The organism is Rhizobium sp. CB2179 (assembly GCF_057653455.1).
Genome location: NZ_JBYGKR010000004.1, coordinates 221585 through 241249, shown reverse-complemented (window position 1 = coordinate 241249; position 19665 = coordinate 221585). Strand labels below are relative to the sequence as shown.

General features: G+C 62.2%; 7 protein-coding genes. All 7 read right to left on the bottom strand.

All coding sequences use genetic code 11. From position 1 onward, the window contains the following. The 7 genes from AC244Q_RS32705 to AC244Q_RS32675 all read right to left on the bottom strand — a co-directional run bounded on the left by AC244Q_RS32705 (position 1) and on the right by AC244Q_RS32675 (position 19176). Entirely contained in the window at positions 1 to 1443 is a 1443-nt protein-coding gene (locus AC244Q_RS32705; RefSeq protein ID WP_012760106.1) for an HlyD family type I secretion periplasmic adaptor subunit, read from the bottom strand. Next, positions 1440 to 3584: a peptidase domain-containing ABC transporter gene (locus AC244Q_RS32700; RefSeq protein WP_012760107.1), complete on the bottom strand. Its 2145-nt coding sequence runs from the start codon at positions 3582 to 3584 to the stop codon at positions 1440 to 1442. Before AC244Q_RS32700 ends, AC244Q_RS32705 begins: the two co-directional genes overlap by 4 nt. Positions 3585 to 3681: 97 nt before the next feature. Further along, positions 3682 to 3990, bottom strand: a complete 309-nt coding sequence (locus AC244Q_RS32695; protein WP_012760108.1) for a hypothetical protein — start codon at positions 3988 to 3990, stop codon at positions 3682 to 3684. A gap of 76 nt (positions 3991 to 4066) precedes the next feature. Continuing rightward, the gene (locus tag AC244Q_RS32690) at positions 4067 to 5278 is read right to left on the bottom strand and encodes a GTP-binding protein (RefSeq protein WP_128405803.1); all 1212 of its coding nucleotides are present in this window, start codon (positions 5276 to 5278) and stop codon (positions 4067 to 4069) included. Positions 5279 to 5299: 21 nt separating this feature from the next. Continuing rightward, a complete protein-coding gene (locus tag AC244Q_RS32685; RefSeq protein WP_128405804.1) occupies positions 5300 to 10618 on the bottom strand; it encodes a DUF4082 domain-containing protein in 5319 nt (1772 codons plus the stop codon). Between the two features lie 237 nt (positions 10619 to 10855). Then, positions 10856 to 12079, bottom strand: coding sequence for a GTP-binding protein (locus AC244Q_RS32680; protein ID WP_206641037.1), 1224 nt, complete (start codon positions 12077 to 12079; stop codon positions 10856 to 10858). 50 nt (positions 12080 to 12129) lie between these two features. Next, complete coding sequence (locus AC244Q_RS32675) at positions 12130 to 19176, bottom strand: DUF4082 domain-containing protein (protein WP_487764165.1); 7047 nt, start codon at positions 19174 to 19176, stop codon at positions 12130 to 12132. Between the last annotated feature and the right edge of the window lie 489 nt (positions 19177 to 19665).

Here is a 19665-nt window from a genome sequence, read left to right as displayed (position 1 = left end):
CTACGGTTCGCGTATTGCGTTATCGAGGCCACGCAGCAGCGGATACAGGAAATAGGAGATCACAGTACGGTTGCCGACCTTGATTTCCGTGGACACGGTCATGCCGGGAAGTAGCCGCACCGGCATGCCTGCTGCATTCAGCCGGGTATCGGCAAGCAGGATCCGCGCCTTGAAGAAGGGGGCGGCCGGCTGGCTCGGGGTCTCTGTTTGCTCCTGTTGGCCGGTGAGGAAGGTGTCCTGGCTGATGGTTCTCACCTCGCCCGTGGCGGTGCCATATTTCTGGAAGGGATAGGCGTCGAGCTTGATGCGGGCTTCCTTGCCGACGGCTACGCGACCGATGTCGCGCGTGTTGATCGAGACTTCGGCTTCGAGCGGCACGTTGATCGGTACCAGCGTCACGACCGGTTCCGCCTCGCGCACCACTGAACCGACCGAGCGGTGGGCGAGATCGAGCACGACGGCATCGGCGGGTGCGGTCAGCGCCACCATGTTGCGGCGCAGTTCCATCTTTTTCAGTTCCTCGTCAGCCATGTCACGCTGGCCGCGCAGTTCCACCAGCTGCTCCATTGCGGCGCGGCGGAAATCCTCGATGAAGGCCTGGCGGTCGGCTCGGAGCTTGGCATAGGCGTGGGCGGCCTCGTCTGCCCGGCCGCGGACAGCGGTCAGGTCGGACTCGACGTCAAGGCGAGCGTCACGCGAGCCGAGCAACGTGATCAGCGAGCCGCTCTGCTTGTTATAGAGCCGCTCCCGCGCTGCCTCGATCTGAGAGAGCCCATCGCGCCTGTCGTTGAGCACGGCCTCCTGGTTCCTGCTCGCCGCAAGAGCGGCCGACTGGCCGGCGATTTGCTGCTCGAAATTCTGCAGCTGCGCCATGTAGAAGGCCTGTCGCTGGCCGAAGAGCTGCGCCTGCAGCACCTGGTCGGGCGCATCTCCCGCCATCTTCGTGTAGTCGTCGCCGGCAAGCTCGGCCTCGATGCGCCTCACCTGCGCGTCGAGCGCGGAGAACTTCGCCTGCTGCTGGTCGACATCGGCCTGGCTGAAAGTGGCGTCGAGGGTCGCGAGCGTCTGCCCGGCATGCACCACTTCGCCGACCTTCACCTCAATCGTGCGGATGATCGAGGTTTCGAGCGGCTGGACGACGATCGTCGGCTGGGTGGTGACGAGCTTGCCGGGCGCAATCACCACCTCATCGATCGACGAGACCGAGGCCCAGATGATCGCCGAAACAATCAGCGCCGTCACGCAGTACAGCGTCATCCTTGCAATGCGCGGCGGGGCGCGTTCCTCCAGCTCGACGGCGTCGGACTGGAATTCTGCAATTGCCGGCGGCAACGGCGGGCGGGCGGTGAGCTCCCTGCCCTTCCCCGAAGGGCCCTTGTCTGAAGGGCCTTTGCCTGAAGGGACCGGCAGGTTTTCGCTGGGTTTTCTAATGTGCGCGTTCATGCGACCTGCCTCATCTGCTGGGACCACAGGTGACGATAGGTCATGCAGCGCGATACGAGCTGATCATGCCGGCCGATATCGGCGACCTTGCCACGCTCGATGACGAGAATGGCATCGGCATCGACGAGCGTCGAAAGCCGGTGCGAGACAATGATGACGGTGCGGCCGGCGGCGATGCGGCTCAGATTATCGCGGATGATCGCCTCACTGTCGGGGTCGAGCGCGCTCGTCGCCTCGTCGAAGATCAACAGCTTCGGATCGGTGATAAGCGCGCGGGCAATGGCAAGCCGCTGCTTCTGGCCACCTGACAGGTTGGAGGCGTTTTCCTCCAGCATCGTGTCAAAGCCGCGCGGCAGGCGCTCGATGAACTCCTCGGCGCCGGCGATGCGGGCGACTTCCATGATCTCTTCGATGCTGGCATCGGGCTTGGCGGCGGCAATATTCTCGCGCACCGAGCCGCGAAACAGGAAACTATCCTGCAACACGACGCCGATGCTCGTTCTCAGATGCACGAGATCGATCTCGCGGCTGTCATAGCCATCCATGCGCACGAGGCCTTCCTGGCTCTGATAGAGCCCCTGGATGAGCCTTGTGATCGTCGTCTTGCCCGAGCCGCTCTTGCCGACCACGCCGAAGAGGCAGCCCGCGGGAATGGCGAAAGAGACATTGTCCAGCGCCGGCGCGCTATCCGGGCCGTAACGGAAGCTGACCCTGTCGAATTCGATGCGGCCCTGCAGATGCGGCCGAACACCTCGCCCGCGGCCCGCCTGCTCCGGCCGCTGGTTCATGATCTCGCCGAGCATGCGCACGGAGAGCGCGACTTCCTGATATTCGTGCACCATTGTGACGATCTGCACCAGTGGTCCCGAGACCCGGCCGGCGAGCATGTTGAAGGCGACCAGCGCGCCGATCGTCATCGCGCCGCTGAAGACATCGAGCGCGCCGAGGCCGATGATTGCGACGCTCATCAGCTTCTCCAGCAGCCCGGTCATCGCCTGGGCGATGGTCGAGATCTTGTCGACCCGGAAACGCACGGAGATCGACTGGGCCGAATAATCGTCCCACACCTTGCGCTGGCGCGGCTCCAGCGCCAGCGATTTGACGGTGCGCATGCCGTGCACGGTTTCCACCAGCAATGCCTGCCGGTCGCCTTCGGCCTGGTAAAGCGCCTGCAACCGGCGCTGGAACGGCCCGACGAGCATCATCACCACGAGCCCGACGAGGGCGGCGAAACCGAGCACGACAAGCGTCAGCTTGACGCTGTAGAGAAGCAAGATCGGCACGAAGACCAGCAGCGAAACGCCGTCCAGGAGCGTAAGAAACAGCCGGCCGGTCAGGAATTCGCGGATGCGCCCAGTCTGCTGCATATGCTTGACGAGAACGCCGGCCGAGGCATGCTCGAAGAGCGCGATCGGCAGATTGAGCAGATGGCCGAAGGTGCGGGTCGCGACGCGGATGTCGATCCTGTTCGTCGCATAAAGCAGCAGATAACGGCGCAGGAAGGTGAAGGTCGCGTCGAAGACGAGCGCGATCGCGATGCCCACCGTCAGAACCGTCAGCGTCGCATAGCTCTGATGCACCAGCACCTTGTCGATGACGAGCTGAAAGAAGATCGGCGTGGTCAGCCCCAGCCCGTAAAGCACGAAGGCGGCGAGCGCGACGTCGCGGAAGAAGCTGCGCTGCTTGATGATCTCGGGGACGAACCAGCGGAAGCCGAAAGGCCGATCCTCATCGGACATGCGATAGTTGCGCTTCAGCAGGATCACCGATCCGAGCCAGGCCTTGGCGAACTGCTCTTCGCTGAGCATCATCACCTCGGCGCGTGATGCCAGCGGGTCGAGAACGCGGATTCTCTCATCCTCCCCGCTCCCGACAGCACCGGCGATGACCACCCAATTGCCGTTCGTCAGCTCAGCGAGCACCGGGAAGGCCTCGCCGAGTTGGAACAGGGATCGCCAGTCGAGCGTCAGATGCCTTGCTCTGAGGCCGGCATCCTTGGCCATGCGCAGCAACTGCCGCATGGCAACGGGATCGTTGCCGACGGCATAATCGTGCTGCAGTCGTTCAGGAGCAAGATCGACGCCGTGATGACGCGCTACGAGCGCAAGACAGTGCAGGTTGGTATGCAGAAAACCACTCATGGCCCACCCGAAACAATACGAGACCGAGGCTTCGATTTGAAAAGTTAGAGCGTCTTTGTGCGTCCGAATGGACGCACGGCGCTCTAGACCTGTTTTATCAGTTGAAGTTCGGCGAGGCGTTCGAAGCGCCGGCCTGCACCGTCTGAATATCGGCAGCCGCCGCAGCTGGCATATCGCCGATGCGACGGACCGCACCCGACTCGACCAACCCGCCAAGCGCCTTCTGCATGAGATCGACGGCATTGGCGAAGGCATCGACCGGCATGATGATGCGCTGGCGGAAGACCGGCTTCGGATTGTTGTTGGCGTCACGATCGGTGGCCGAGAGCGACATCAGGTCGATGCGCACGATCGTTCCGGTGATGGTGATTTCGCCGATGCCATCTGCATAAAGTTCGTTGCTCATTGTTCTCTCCTTTGGTTGATAATCAAAACGTCTTCACCTTAGGGCGCCTTACGTCCATTAGGACGCTCTAACTATTTCAATGTGCGTGCTGCCACGCCGGAAACGGGTCCCGAAGCCCGGCGGCGGTCTGCGGATCGAAGCCTGTCTCCTCACCGGTCAGGCAGTCGTCGAGCGCGGTGCGGATGGCTTCCTCGTCGAAGCCGGCGCCGATGAAGACCAGTTCCTGGCGGCGGTCGCCCCAGACCTCGTCCCAATGCCGGTCGAGCAGCTGGCGGAATTGAGGATGGCGCGGCCAGTGTGCTTTCGGCACCGACGCCCACCAGAAGCCCTTGGTGTCGATGCGGCACTGGGTGCCGGCAATCGACAGCAGGCCGATCTCGTTGGGCCTCGTCGCCAGCCAGAAATGACCCTTCGCGCGGATGAGGCCCCGCCATTTCCTGTCGAGAAAATCCCGCAGCCTGGAGGGATCGAACGGCCGGCGGCTGCGATAGACGAAGCTCGAAATACCGTATTCCTCGGTCTCCGGCACATGATCGCCCCAACCGAAGAGTTCCTTGTGCCACAGCGGATGGCGGGCAGCTCTCGCTTCGCTGAAGAGGCCGGTATTCAGGATAGCGTCGAGTTTTAGCCGGCCGAAGCCGGTTTCGATGACGCGGGCGTCGGGATTGAGTGCGGCTACGATGCGGCGAACCTCGGCAAGAGCTACGGGCGTCACCTCCGTGGCCTTGTTGATGACAACGACGTCGGCAAATTCGATCTGCTCGACAAGGAGCTCGACGAGCCTACGCTCGTCATCTCCGTCCCGGCTCTCGCCAAGATCCCTCAGGAATTCCGCGCTGGCATAATCGGCCAGCAGATTGACCGCATCGACGACGGAAACCATCGTGTCGAGCCGCGCGACATCGCAGAGTGCCGCGCCGCTCTCGTCGCGGAAGGAGAAGGTTGCTGCGACCGGCAGAGGCTCGGCAATGCCGGTGCCCTCGATCAGCAGATAGTCGAAACGGCCAGCGCTAGCGAGCCGGCGGACCTCGCTCAGAAGATCGTCGCGCAAAGTGCAGCAGATGCAGCCATTGGTGAGCTCCACCAGCGTCTCGTCCGTCCGCGACAGGTTGGCTCCGCCGTCTCGGACGAGATCGGCATCGATATTGACCTCGCTCATGTCGTTGACGATCACGGCGACTCGACGTCCCTCGCGATTGTGCAGAACATGATTGAGGACCGTCGTCTTGCCGGCGCCGAGAAACCCGGCAAGGACCGTGACCGGAAGTCTGTTGTCTGCATTCGTCATCGGTACTCCCCGCTCGCTTTTCTACGCCGCGAGCTGCGGTCTGAATGCTACGTCCACATAGTAGTTTGTGCTGTTATAGCTGGCACTCGGGAACAACCCGCTCGACCCATAGGCATAGACGCCGTTACTGCCGCTGAGCGCCCTGAGATCGCCATTCGTCACATCGGCGCTGAAGTAATTGCCGGTCGCCGAATAATTGCCGTTGGTGCTGTAGGAAACGACATAGGTCGTATCCGCGGCGACCTCGACCTGCTGGGTGAGTGTCGCGGTCTGCCAGCCGCTTGCCGTTTCGTTGCTGAAGGCGACGCTACCGAGCAGCGTGCCCGAAGCAGTCCAGAGATAGCCGTTATGCGGGCCTGTATTGTCGACACCCTTGTAGAAGCGGATGCCGGTGATCCAGCCTGCCGTATCGGCCTGGAATTTCATGCCGAGATTGACCTGCTGATTGTCGTTGGTGGAGACGATTGCAGGCGTTGCATTGGCGGCAAAGAGATTCTGCTCCGGGCCTGCAGCCGGGTTGTTGATGATGAGCGCAACCTGGGCCGTGGCCGTGCCGCCCTTGCCGTCTGATATCGCGTAGCTGAAGCTCGCCGGTCCCGAATAGGCTGCGGTCGGCGTGAAGGTCACCGTCTGGGCCTGGGCATTGTATGCGACCGAGCCGTTGACGCCGCCGCTGACACCAGTGATCGTGAGCGGATCGCCATCGGCATCGCTGTCGTTTGAAAGCAGCGCCGACGCCTGGATGGTGATCGGCGTGCCCGTATTTGTCGAGTAGCCGCTGTCATTGGTTGCGACCGGAACTGAATTCTGCGCGCCCTGCTGATAGAGCACGTCCACCCAGTAATTGCTGGCATTGTAGGAGGCGGTCGGGAACAGGCTGCCCGTGCCATAGGCATAGACGCCGTTGCCGCCGCTGACCGAACTTGCCGGCGCCGTCAGCGCGCCGCTCGTAAAGTCCGTCGTGAAGTAGTTTGCGGTTGCCGAATAGAAGCCGTTCGAATGGTAGCTCGCCACATAGGTGACGCCGGCCGTGACATTGATCGGCTGCGTGAAGGAGACCGTCTGCCAGCCGCTTCCCGTCTCGTTGATGAAGGTTGCCTGGCCAAGGAGCTGGCCGCTCGTGGTCCAGAGCGAGCCGACATGCGTGCCGGTATCCTGAGCGCTCTTGTAATAGGTGAGCCCCGTGATCTGGCCGTTGGCGGAAGCGATGAACTTGACGCCAAGTTCGACCGAGTTGGCGTCGTTGGCGGCGGCTGCACCCGACGTGTCGGCGCTTGTAAACAAGCTCGAGGTCGTGCCGCCGCCGGGCTGCGAATTGACAGTGAGGCTGACGGTGGCCGAGGCCGTGCCGCCATGGCCGTCCGAGATCGAATAGGAGAAGCTTGCGACGCCCGTATAGCCCGAATTCGGCGTGAAGATCACCGAGTTGGTCTGGCTGTTGAAGGTCACCGTTCCGTTGACCGCGCCATTGGCGCCAGTAATGTTCAGCGGGTCGCCATCGCTGTCGCTGTCGTTGGCAAGCAGGTTGGCCGCGGTAATCGACAGGGCCGTGTTGGCATAGGTCGTGTAGCCGTTGTCGTTGGCGGCAACCGGCACCGTGTTGCCCGTCGACTGGTTGAAGACGACATCGACCCAGTAATTCGACGACTGGTAGCTCTGGGTCGGGAAGGTTGAGCCCGATCCGACGGCATAGACGCCGTTCGTGCCGGCCAGCGCCGTCAGCGAGCCGTTGGTATGTGCCGTGTTGAAATAGCCTGCCGTTGCCACATAGCTGCCGGTCGTGTGGTAGGAGGCGACATAGGTCGCACCCGCCGTGATCTGAAGCGGCGTGGAGAAGGTTGCTGTCTGCCAGCCGGAAAGCGACTCGTTGGTGGAGGTGACCGTGGCGACGAGCGTGCCGTCGGCCCTCCAGATAGAGCCAGTGTGCACGCTGGTGTCGCCGGCAGCCTTGTAATAGTGGATGCCCGAGATCGTGCCGTTTGCGGAGGCGACGAACTTCATGCCGAGTTCCATCGCCGTATTGTCGTTAAAGCTGCCGCCGGTCGGTCCCTCACTGCCGGTAAACAGCGTCTCGCCGGCCGGACTTGGCTGAACCGTGAGGCTGACATTGCCCTGATCCGTGCCACCGCGGCCGTCCGACAGCGTATAGGTGAAGCTTGCCGGCCCCGAATAATTGCTAGCCGGCGTGAAGGTGATGGCTCCGGTCTGCGTGTTGAGAGCAACCGTGCCGTTCAGCGCATTGCCGACGGCGGTGATGGTCAGCGCATCGCCATTGGCGTCGACATCATTTGCTGCGAGTGCGGCAATCGAGATAACAAGCGTCCCGTTATGGCCGATGATCAGCCCGCCGTCGTCGGTTGCGACCGGCTGGCTGTTCGGGCCGGCACCGAAGACCACGTCCACCCAATAGTTGGAGCCGCCGGGGCTCTGGCCGGGGAACGTGCTGGTGCCGCTATAGGCAAAGACACCGCCGCCATCGACGGCCTTCAGCGCGCCGCTAGCATAGGGCTCGTTGAAATAATTCTCGGTGACGGAGAAGAATCCGTTGCTGTGATAGGAGGCCACATAGGTCGTGCCGGCGGCGATCTGGATCGGCGAGGAGAACATCACCGTCTGCCAGCCGGAGAGCGATTCACCCGCCGACACGCCTGTTGCGAGCAGCGTTCCGTCGCCGGACCAGAGGCTGACGACGTGGTCGCCGGTATTGTAGAAGCCCTTGTAGAAGCGGATGCCCTGCACCGAGCCTGCCGTCGTTGCCTGGAAGCGCAGGCCGAGCTCGACCGGATCTCGATCGATTGCCGTTTCCACCGCAGGCTTTTCCGCCAGCGTCCACAGGCCCTGTGTGCCCGGCAGGGTGACAGTAACCTGCTTGCCGGCCGATGGTGCCTCCAGATTGACGCTGTCGTCGACGGCGCGCGACAGGATCGTATAGGTGCCGCTCGCCTGGACGACCCAGTTATAGCTCCAGCTCTCGCGGCCGGTGGCCTTGAACCAGTGCTGGCCGCCATCTGTGGAGATCTCGACACCGGCAATGATGCCGCCGCCGAAATCCTGCGCCGTGCCGGTGATGGTGACGCGCTGCCCTTCGACGAAGCTGGCACCGATGATCGGCGAGCTGATCGACGAGGTGGGCTTCAACGCGTCGGTCGATTGGGTCGCGAGGATCAGGCTCGCATCGAGCGTAGTCGGCTGGATGCCCATGTCCGCGAACATGTTGACCATCGCCTGCTGCACGTTGGGATCGGTCGGCGTCTCCGCTCCCTGGTGGTTGGCGTTCAGGCCCCAGGACCAGAAGACGGTGCCGGCGCCGAAGACGAGCGCGCCGCTTTCGGCCCGGTACATGGTGAGGCTATGGGTCGCCTGCGCATCGCCGACCGTCGTGCCGTAGTCGCGCAGATAGGTGCTGACCGCGATCGAGGAGAGCGACAGGTTGATAAGGCCATCCGGCCGGAAGCCGTTTTCGACGTCGGAATCCCACTCGTAGCCGAGCAGGTTCTGCACGAGATTGAAGGTCTCGCCCTCCTCAAGCTCGGCGACATCGGTGTTGCGCCAGAAGCGCAGGTTCGAATAGTCGTAGGGGATGGTGATCGTATCGGAACGGTAGCTGTCCACCTGGAACAACGTGCCGGTCAGCGAATTCTCCGGCTCCTGCCCCGGATCGGTATAGCGCGGATCACGCCAGGTGCCAGTGCTGGTACTGCTCGGATCCGTGCTCGTGCCCCAGGTCTCCTTGTAACAGACCATGGTGCGATAGGCCTGGCCGCTGCCGTCGATACTGCTTTCCCAGCGCACCTTCCAGTAGCACTCGTTGCCGCTCCAGAAGGCGAGGTTCACACCCGCATCGCGGGCCGCCTCGACATTGGCACGCTGTTCGGCCGACCAGTATTCGTCATGACCGACGGAGAGATAGGCATCATGGTTCAGCAGCAGGCTGCCGCTGCGCGTCGCATCGACGCCGGAGATATAGGAAACATCGTAGCCGTTCTGCTCCAGCCACTGGATCGCCGAAGACTCGACACCGAAGATGAAATCATGCGAGCCGCCGATCGGGCTGGTATTGGTGATGATCGGGCGGTTGTAGCTGACGGCCGAGGCGCGGCCGATCGCGGTCAGCCCGCAGCTGCAGTTCGGCGGCAGGTAGCCGATCATGTCGGCCGGATCGACGGGGACTTCGCCGTAATAGAGGCTGGCGCCGCCCCAGGCATTATAGGCCTGCCAGGTGGTATCGGATGTCTGGAAGACGATATCGCTGGTCGAGGCATCGTCGCGCACGACGAAGGGGATGATGCTTGCATCCTCGGTGCCATCCTCGCGCACGAGCTTGGCGAAATAGACGCCCGAAACGGCGTCGTCGGGAATCTCCCAGCTCGCCGATACCGACCAGTTGCCGCAATCGATGAGGCCGAGCGACATGTCGACGATCGGGTGCGGCTGGATCTGCGCCGATGTCAGCGATTGCTCTATCGAGTCAACCTTGCGCGCGCCGGCTCCGCCGTAATAGCCAATGCGGTAAATATCGATGCGGTAGTGGGTGGAATCGGTGGCAATCTTGAAATCGACCGTCTGGCCGATATTCGTGCTGATTTCGGTGGCAAAACCCTGAATGGTGCCACCGCCATCGCCCTCCAGACCCCACTCGCTGATCGGGTTGCCCTGTTTCAGGTTTTCGAGCGCGATTTTGTTGGGCGTCGCCGCAGCCGAAACCGCCGCTGCCGCCAATGCTGTCGGGGCCGCGGTCGTCTCAGCAGAAACGTCCTGGCTGGGCTCCAGAGAGACAGATGCTATCGAGGCCTGAAGGCGCAACGAAGTCGCGCCCAGAGTGCTGGAAGTGCTGACCGGCGCCGCGGTCTTGGCGCTTCCGGTGTCGGCATCGGTGGTAACGCCCGTCAGCGCGGGAGCGGCGGGCAGTGTCGCAGCCTCCTCGGACGGATCCGGGGCAAGCACGGTGCGTTGCGGTGTCGAGGAAGGCGTCTGGAACACCGTCGCAGCGGACGCCGTCTTCGTGAAACTGTCTTGCGCGCCGCTATCTCCCGCAGGCGCCGGCATCGCCGTCGACGATGCGGAGGATGATTGCGTGTCGCCTGATGAAATCAGGGAAGATGTGACAGTGCCTGAGAAAGAGGATTGGACGGTTGCGCTGTCCTGATTGGCAAAGCCGTAGGAACCCTGAGTGCTTGAAGACACCACGGTCGCAGTTCCAACCAATGCGGTCCAGACAGAGGGTGGGTGACAGACGCTCGGCGTGCCGCCGGCAGTACTTAGATATTCGCGATTCCTCACATGAAATCTCAGCAAGAGCGGCGTCCCCGTTTCCCGTCGACCAGCATTGGACGAAATCATCCTGCCAGCTTTCGAAGGGGAACGTACGACAGCAATCTGGGGTATTTGGGTGATACTCCGTACTCCGATATGATGACCCACACCGCATACCCGACCCGACAAGCCCGCAAAGCAGCCTCCGGCTACTGCTCAGTGGCCGACTCTGGGTGAAGAGAAATTCTAGTTCGGTATTGTCTCGCCGGTCCGGCCGGTCGAGCCGGTACTTTTGCGTCGACCCCGGTACTCCCGCGTCCCGTGCTACCAGGCCGGAAACGGATCTTCGAGAGCCGACCAGTCCCGCGGGTCCGAGCTGGCCAGGCAGTCGTCCAACGCGGTGCGGACGCCTGTCTCGTCCATATCAACACCGATGAACACGAGCTCCTGCCGACGGTCGCCCCAAGCGCTGTCCCATCGGCTCTCGAGATGCTGGCGAAACTGTTGATGGCTAGGCCAGTCTTGTCGGGGAACGGCCGCCCACCAGAGCCCCATAGGCTCACAGCGCCGTTGCACCCCGGCAACCGACATCAGACCCACGTGACGCGGGCGCGTGGCAAGCCAGAAATGGCCTTTGGCGCGGATTACCCCCGGCCAGGGCTCGTCCAGGAATGCTCGAAACCGCTTGGGGTCGAAGGGACGTCTCGTGCGATAGACAAAGCTCGATACCCCATATTCCTCCGTCTCCGGAACATGATCGCCCGGATTGTACAGTTCCTTGTGCCACAACGGGTGAGCGGCGGCTTTTGCTTCATCGAAGAGGCCTGTACTGAGGACGGTTGCAAGAGAAACCTTGCCGAAGTCCGTCTCCACCTGGCGGGCATCCGGGTTGAGTGCAGCCACCGTCTTGCGGACTTCCGCGCGGATCTCCTCGGTCGCATCGGAGATCTTGTTGATCACGACAACATCGGCAAACTCGATCTGGTCCACCAACAGGTCGATAAGCGTCCGCCGATCCTCGCTGTCGCGCTGCAGGCCGCGATCGCGAAGCAGATCAGCGCTGGTGTAGTCGGCCAAGAGGCTTGTGGCGTCGACGACGGTCACCATCGTGTCGAGTTTCGCAAAATCGGAGAGCGAAACACCGTTTTCGTCGCGGAATGAAAAGGTTGCCGCGATAGGGCATGGCTCCGCAATGCCGGTCCCCTCTATCAACAGATAGTCGTATCGCCCCTCTTCGGCCAGTCGCCGCACTTCCGTCAGGAGATCGTTGCGCAGGGTGCAGCATATGCAGCCATTGCTGAGCTCGATCAACGTCTCCGTCGTATGCGACAGGTTACAGCCGCCGTCTCGAATAAGACTAGCGTCTATATTCACTTCGCTCATATCGTTGACGATGACCGCGACCCGCAGGCCCTCGCGATTGGTCAACACGTGGCTGAGAAGCGTCGTCTTGCCGGCGCCGAGAAAACCCGAGAGCACCGTCACCGGCAGCCGGTCGATGCTGTTTATCAGCATCCCTTGAATGAGGGCATTCGGAGCGACTGTCATTTGCGTTTTATGAGCCTCATTCGAAACCCTCTTTAACCTCGTTCGACGCGTCAAGCTGCAAGCTGCGGCCGGAAGACCACATCGGCATAATAGTTTGCCGAGTCAAAGGTGCTGGTCGGGAAGAGACCTGTGGTGGCAGATCCGCCGTAGGCATAGACGCCATTGCCGCCAGCCGCAGCGCTGGATAGCGCCGACAGCGGACCGTTGCTGACGCCGTTGGCGAAGAAGCCATCGGTAGCCACGTATGCACCGGTGGTGTGGTAGGAGGCGATATAGGTGGTGTTGGCGGCGATGGTGACGGGCGTTGTGAAGTTCACCGTCTGCCAGCCGCTCGCCGTGGTGTTGGTGAAGGTGGCGGTGGCAAGCTTGGTGCCGGTCGTGGTCCACAGATCGACGACGTTCTGTCCGTTGTCGTTGGCGTTGCGGTAGAACTTGATGGCGGTGACATCACCGATAACGTTCGACTGGAACTTGACGCCGACCTCGAGCTGCTGACCGTCGTTGAGGTTGGTCTGGGCCGGTGTGCTGGAGGCGTTGAACAGGCTGTAGGTCGCAGGCGCCACTGTCGCAGTGATATTGAAGGTCTCGTTGGCGGCAAGGCCGCCGAGGTCGGTTGCCGTCACCCTGACGCCATAGGTGCCGGATGTCGTCGGTGTGCCGCTGAAGGTCCGCGTCGTGGCGTTGAAGGCGAGCCAGGCAGGCAGTGCCGTGCCGTCGGCAGCCGTTGCCGTGTAGGTCAGCGTTTCACCGCTGTCGACATCGGTGAAGGTCGTTGTCGGCAGGACAAAGGAGAAGGCGGTGCCGACGCTGGCGTTCTGGGCAGCCGTCTGAACAGCCAGCACCGGCGCGTCATTGGCGCCATGGATGGTGACGGTCAGGTTGGCCGTGGCGGTGGCGCCGGCAGTGTCGCGCATCGTGTAGCTGAAGACTTCGCTCAGCGTGTTGGTCGACTGCCGCAATGCCTGCACGGCGGCATTGGTCTCGTTGACGGCATAACTATAGACGCCCGATGCACTGAGCACGAGACTGCCATAGGCGCCGTTCAGCGCCGAACCGAGCGTGCCTGATGTCGCGCCGAAGCCGACTGCGGTCACCGCCTTGGTGTCACCGGCATCCGCATCGGTGTCGTTGGTCAGCACGTTGCCGCTGGCAACAACGCCGCCCGAACCGTTGCCCACGCCACCCTTCTCGGTCGCATCCCCGGCATCGGCAACCGCCGTCGGCGTCGTGTTGCCTGATGTCGACACGGCGATGTTGAAGGTCTCAGTGGCGGTGAGGCCGCCAAGGTCGGTCGTCGTGACCCTGACGCCATAGGTACCTGATGTCGTCGCCGTTCCGGAGAAGGTCCTCGTCGAGGCATTGAAGCTCAGCCAGCCAGGCAGCGCCGTGCCGTCGGCGGACGTTGCCGCATAGGCCAGCGTCTCGCCGCTGTCGACATCGGTGAAGGTCGTCGTCGGCAGCGTGAACGAGAAGGCAGAGCCGACGGTGGCGTTCTGGCTAGCCGTCTGGACCGCCAGCACCGGCGCGTCGTTGGCGCCATGGATGGTGACGGTGAGGCTGGCCGTGGCGGTGGCGCCGGCCGTGTCACGCATCGTATAGCTGAAGACATCGCTCAGCGTGTTGGTCGACTGCCGCAATGCCTGCACGGCGGCATTGGTCTCGTTGACGGCATAGCTATAGACGCCCGATGCGCTGAGCACGAGACTGCCATAGGTGCCGTTCAGTGCCGAACCGAGCGTGCCGGTTGTGGCGCCGAAGCGGATCGCCGTCACCGTCTTGGTGTCACCGGCATCCGTATCGGTATCGTTGGTCAGCACATTGCCGCTGGCAACCACACCACCCGAACCGTTGCCCACGCCACCCTTCTCGGTCGCATCCCCCGCATCGGCAACTGCCGTCGGCGTCGTGTTCGGTGTTGTCGATGCCGGACGGAAGACCACATCGGCCCAATAATTGGCAGCGTTGAAGGTGGCATTCGGGAAAATGCCTACGGTGGCGGATCCGCCATAGCGGTAGACGCCGTTGCCGCCGGCGACAGCGCTCGACTGGGCCGTCAGCGGACCACTGGTGACGGCGGTCGTATAGAAATTGTTGGTAGCCACGTATGCACCGGTGGTGTGGTAGGAGGCGATATAGGTGGTGTTGGCGGCGATGGTGACGGGCGTTGTGAAGTTCACCGTCTGCCAGCCGCTCGCCGTGGTGTTGGTGAAGGTGGCGGTGGCAAGCTTGGTGCCGGTCGTGGTCCACAGATCGACGACGTTCTGTCCGTTGTCGTTGGCGTTGCGGTAGAACTTGATGGCGGTGACATCACCGATAACGTTCGACTGGAACTTGACGCCGACCTCGAGCTGCTGACCGTCGTTGAGGTTGGTCTGGGCCGGTGTGCTGGAGGCGTTGAACAGGCTGTAGGTCGCAGGCGCCACTGTCGCAGTGATATTGAAGGTCTCGTTGGCGGCAAGGCCGCCGAGGTCGGTTGCCGTCACCCTGACGCCATAGGTGCCGGATGTCGTCGGTGTGCCGCTGAAGGTCCGCGTCGTGGCGTTGAAGGCGAGCCAGGCAGGCAGTGCCGTGCCGTCGGCAGCCGTTGCCGTGTAGGTCAGCGTTTCACCGCTGTCGACATCGGTGAAGGTCGTTGTCGGCAGGACAAAGGAGAAGGCTGTGCCGACGCTGGCGTTCTGGGCAGCCGTCTGAACAGCCAGCACCGGCGCGTCATTGGCGCCATGGATGGTGACGGTCAGGTTGGCCGTGGCGGTGGCGCCGGCAGTGTCGCGCATCGTGTAGCTGAAGACTTCGCTCAGCGTGTTGGTCGACTGCCGCAATGCCTGCACGGCGGCATTGGTCTCGTTGACGGCATAACTATAGACGCCCGATGCACTGAGCACGAGACTGCCATAGGCGCCGTTCAGCGCCGAACCGAGCGTGCCTGATGTCGCGCCGAAGCCGACTGCGGTCACCGCCTTGGTGTCACCGGCATCCGCATCGGTGTCGTTGGTCAGCACGTTGCCGCTGGCAACAACGCCGCCCGAACCGTTGCCCACGCCACCCTTCTCGGTCGCATCCCCGGCATCGGCAACCGCCGTCGGCGTCGTGTTGCCTGATGTCGACACGGCGATGTTGAAGGTCTCAGTGGCGGTGAGGCCGCCAAGGTCGGTCGTCGTGACCCTGACGCCATAGGTACCTGATGTCGTCGCCGTTCCGGAGAAGGTCCTCGTCGAGGCATTGAAGCTCAGCCAGCCAGGCAGCGCCGTGCCGTCGGCGGACGTTGCCGCATAGGCCAGCGTCTCGCCGCTGTCGACATCGGTGAAGGTCGTCGTCGGCAGCGTGAACGAGAAGGCAGAGCCGACGGTGGCGTTCTGGCTAGCCGTCTGGACCGCCAGCACCGGCGCGTCGTTGGCGCCATGGATGGTGACGGTGAGGCTGGCCGTGGCGGTGGCGCCGGCCGTGTCACGCATCGTATAGCTGAAGACATCGCTCAGCGTGTTGGTCGACTGCCGCAATGCCTGCACGGCGGCATTGGTCTCGTTGACGGCATAGCTATAGACGCCCGATGCGCTGAGCACGAGACTGCCATAGGTGCCGTTCAGTGCCGAACCGAGCGTGCCGGTTGTGGCGCCGAAGCGGATCGCCGTCACCGTCTTGGTGTCACCGGCATCCGTATCGGTATCGTTGGTCAGCACATTGCCGCTGGCAACCACACCACCCGAACCGTTGCCCACGCCACCCTTCTCGGTCGCATCCCCCGCATCGGCAACTGCCGTCGGCGTCGTGTTCGATCCCGACGTGCTAAACATCACATCGACCCAATAGTTCGTCGACTGGAATGTGCCTGTGGGGAAGAGGCTGGCGCTGCCATAGGTGTATACGCCGTTGCCGCTGGCCGGCGCCGTCAGAGGCCCACTCGTCACATTGGAGATGAAGTAGTCGGCGGTTGTCGAATAGTGACCGGTATTCGTGTGGTAAGACGCTGTATAGGTTTGTCCGGCCGTCAGCGCCACCGGACTGGTGAAATAGGCGATCTGCCAGCCGCTGGCGGTCTCGTTGGTGAAGGTGAGGGTCGCAAGCCGCGTACCGGTGCTCGACCATAAAGAACCGGTGTGCGTGCCCGTATCCTGGCTGCCCTTGTAGAAGCGAATCCCGGTGACGGTCCCTGCCACAGAGGTCTGGAATTTGACCCCGAGTTCAACGGCTGAGGTATCGTCGGTGTTGACGACCGCTGGCGTCGCCGAACCGAACAGAGACGTGTAACTCGGTCCGCTGACGGTGACCGTTCGCCCGGCGGAGGGTGTTTCAAGGTTGATGTTGTCGTCGACGGCGCGGGACCGGATCGTGTAGCTACCGGCGACCTGCGGCGACCAGCTATAGGTCCAGTTCTCATCGCCTGTCGCTGGATGCCAGCTCGCGCCGTTGTCGGTCGAAACCTCCACGCTGGCGACCACCCCGCCGCCCGTGTCGGCAGCAGTGCCCGTAATCGTCACGTTGGATCCGACGGCCACCGTCGCGGGCACCGTGATGACGGAGGTCGGTGCAACATGGTCCGTGGAACCGGTTGTAGCGACAAGCCCGGATTGCAGCGTCCCAGGCTGAATGCCCATATCGGCAAGCAGATTGACCATTGCCTGCTGTACGCGGGGATCGGTCGGAGTCGCCTGGTTGTCGTGATTGTCGCTCAGGCCCCATGTCCAGTACACGGTACCGGCGCCGAACACCAGTGCACCGCTCGGCGCACGATAGAGCGTCAAATTGTGGGTCGACGTCGCATTGCCGGTGGTATTTCCGTAGTCAAGCAAGTAGGTGCTGACCGGAAGCGTCGTCGACGACAGCTTGACAAGGCCAGCCGGATCGAAGCCGTTATCGACCGCTTCGTCCCATTCGTAACCAAGATAGTTTTTGGTGAGCGTTGCGGTCTGGCCAGGCTGAAGATTGGCAACACTCGTATTGCGCCAGAAGCGCAGGTTGGCGTCGTCATATCCGACCGTGATGGCGGCGAGATTGCTGCCGACATCATCGACCTTGAACAACTGTCCGGTCAGTGAGTTTTCCGGGTTTCCACCGCCGACGGCGGGTGGGCTGAGGCGCGGATCACGGAATGTGCCTGTCCATTCGTTCGAAGGGTCGATGCTCGCGCCGGGCGAAAATGTCTCCTTATAGGTGATCAGAGTGCGATAGGGCGTGCCGTCGGCGCTATAGGCATTGCCCCAACGGGTGCGCCAATAGACCTCGTTACCGCTCCAGAACATCAGGTTGACGCCCGCATCGCGCGCTGCTTCGACATTGGTCCGCTGCTGACCAGACCAGTATTCGTCATGCCCAGCATCAACATAGGTCTTGTGATTGAGCAACAGGCTGCCATAGCGGTCGGCGTCGACACCCGACAGGTAGGAGACGTCATAGCCGTTCTGTTCCAGCCAGTAGATGCCCGCATATTCGGCGCCGAACAGATAATCCTGCGGACCGGCAAAAGTGCCAACCCCGCCGCGGGTCGCGATCGGTCTGTTGTAGCTGACCGCATAGGCGCGACCCGCACCCTGCCCCGTCGCCGGACCGTTGCCGCCATAGAGGTTTGCGCCACCCCAACCGTTGTAAGCTTGCCAGGTCTGGTCTGCCGTCTGAAAGACGATGTCGCTGTGGCTGTCGTCGTCGCGCACGATGAACGGGATGTGATTTTCGCCGGAGGTGCCATCCTGACGCACGAGCTTGGCGATATAGACGCCTGATACGGCGTCCTCGGGTGCGGTCCACGAGGCCGACACGGCCCAATTGCCGGCATCGACCGTGCCGGTCGTCGCATTGCGCAACGGATTAGGTTGATTCTGCAATCCGGTATGCTGAATGGTGTCGACCTTGCGCGCGCCCATGCCGCCATAATAGCCGAGCCGGTATATATCGATCCGATAGTTGGTGGAATTCGTATTGATCTTGAAGCTGATCGTCTTGCCATTGTCGACGCTGATGTCGGTCGCAAATCCCTCGATGTTGGAGCTACCGGCACCGTCGATGCCCCACTCGCTCTCTGGGTTACCCTGCTTCTGATTTTCCAGCACGATCAGGTTGCTTGCCGCAGCCGCGGCCGCCAGATTTTGCGTCGTCAACGACCGCTGCGTTGAAGGTGGCGTCGTCACCGAGCCGGAAAGAGTGCCGATACCCTTGGATGTGGCGGTGCCCGTTCCGATTTCTCCGCCGCCTGGCAACGATCCGTTCAAGATCGGCGAATCCGTCCATGTTGCGGTCCCGCGCCAGCCCGAGAGAGGGGAAAGGTTACGATCGAGAAGCGGGTCGCTGATCGAGGCGCCGATGGCCCGCTTGATCGTCGATACAAAGTCCGGCCCCTCGGTCAGCCTGGTTCCCGGTAATTGACCGTCCTGTTGGAGCACGGCGCCGCCATGGGCCCAATCGAGAATCCGCGTAGGAGAGGTAAAATAACCGCATCCGCACACACCAAAGGGCATGCCAAAAGCCAGCGAGTTAACTCCATCATGCTGCGCGGTCGCCTGCGCTGACGGGCTCGATTCGAGGATGACGACGTTGCCCGAGTGCGCGCGCTCGCCCGTCACCGCGGCAGAACCCTGTCCCGAAACTATCGGTGAAGAGCTTTGCGACAGATACGGAGCCAAAGGATCGTCGCCTATGAGGCTCATTCCAGCGTAGGTGCGATAAAGGGACGATTGAGCCCCGAATGCGACACCGTGCGCGTCCCGCTCGAAACTTGCAAAACCAGGCGTGTGGGCGAACAACCGAGACGCGGCAGTGTCCCCGCTTCGAACCCCTGTCTCGCGATTTGCTGTGAAAGCGTCAGGCAGGGCAGGCAAGGGCAGCGCTAGGTGGTTGATATCCACCCCACCTTCCGCGTCGCCAATCACGCCCCCACTCGGACCAACATCGTGCTCGTTGAGCGCCGCGTTGTTGTAGGGATTGTCGACAAGCGTACCATCATGCTTGTCTCCATCGGCCGTCTGCACGGATGTCGCAAGTTGAGCACTATCCTCGCGCTTATCGGCAGGCTTGCCAGGCCTTCCCTTTCCGCCGACGGTCAGCCATCGGGGAACCAACGAATCCAGCAGGAGTGAGCGTGATGTCCACCGGCGAGCGTTGCGATACATGGCGGGGCCCTCTCTCGCGAGATTATCGGGATCGATTCTACGGGGATCGTTTGCTACGAAGCCCTGAATGATAGCCCAAAAATAAGCGAGTAGGTCCTACGCCTTTCGCTCTACAGGCGGTATCCTTTGGGCAACGGCATTGTTGGCATCGGCCACGTGATGCGCGAGACACGCAAGGTGTTCGTTTCGGGGCATTTTTTCCTTTGCTCCGACCGTTAAGGCGGCGCCGCCGGTCAATATCAACGTCTCGAAATCGACGATCCAAACAATGGCTCTGCCGCAAGGGATCGTTGTCCTGCGCGGCGAGCGCGCCTCTTCCTGCGCATGATCACCTGATTTCCCGGGCCAATGCCTCTGTATCGCAACGAAGGTGTATGTTGCTGCCCGGTTTAGGTTAAGCACCCTCCCCCACCTCATCAATAGTGATTAGGCGAAGCAAACAACCGCCACCTTCCTCAAGGCTTCGCCAGATTGCACACTGGCATTACG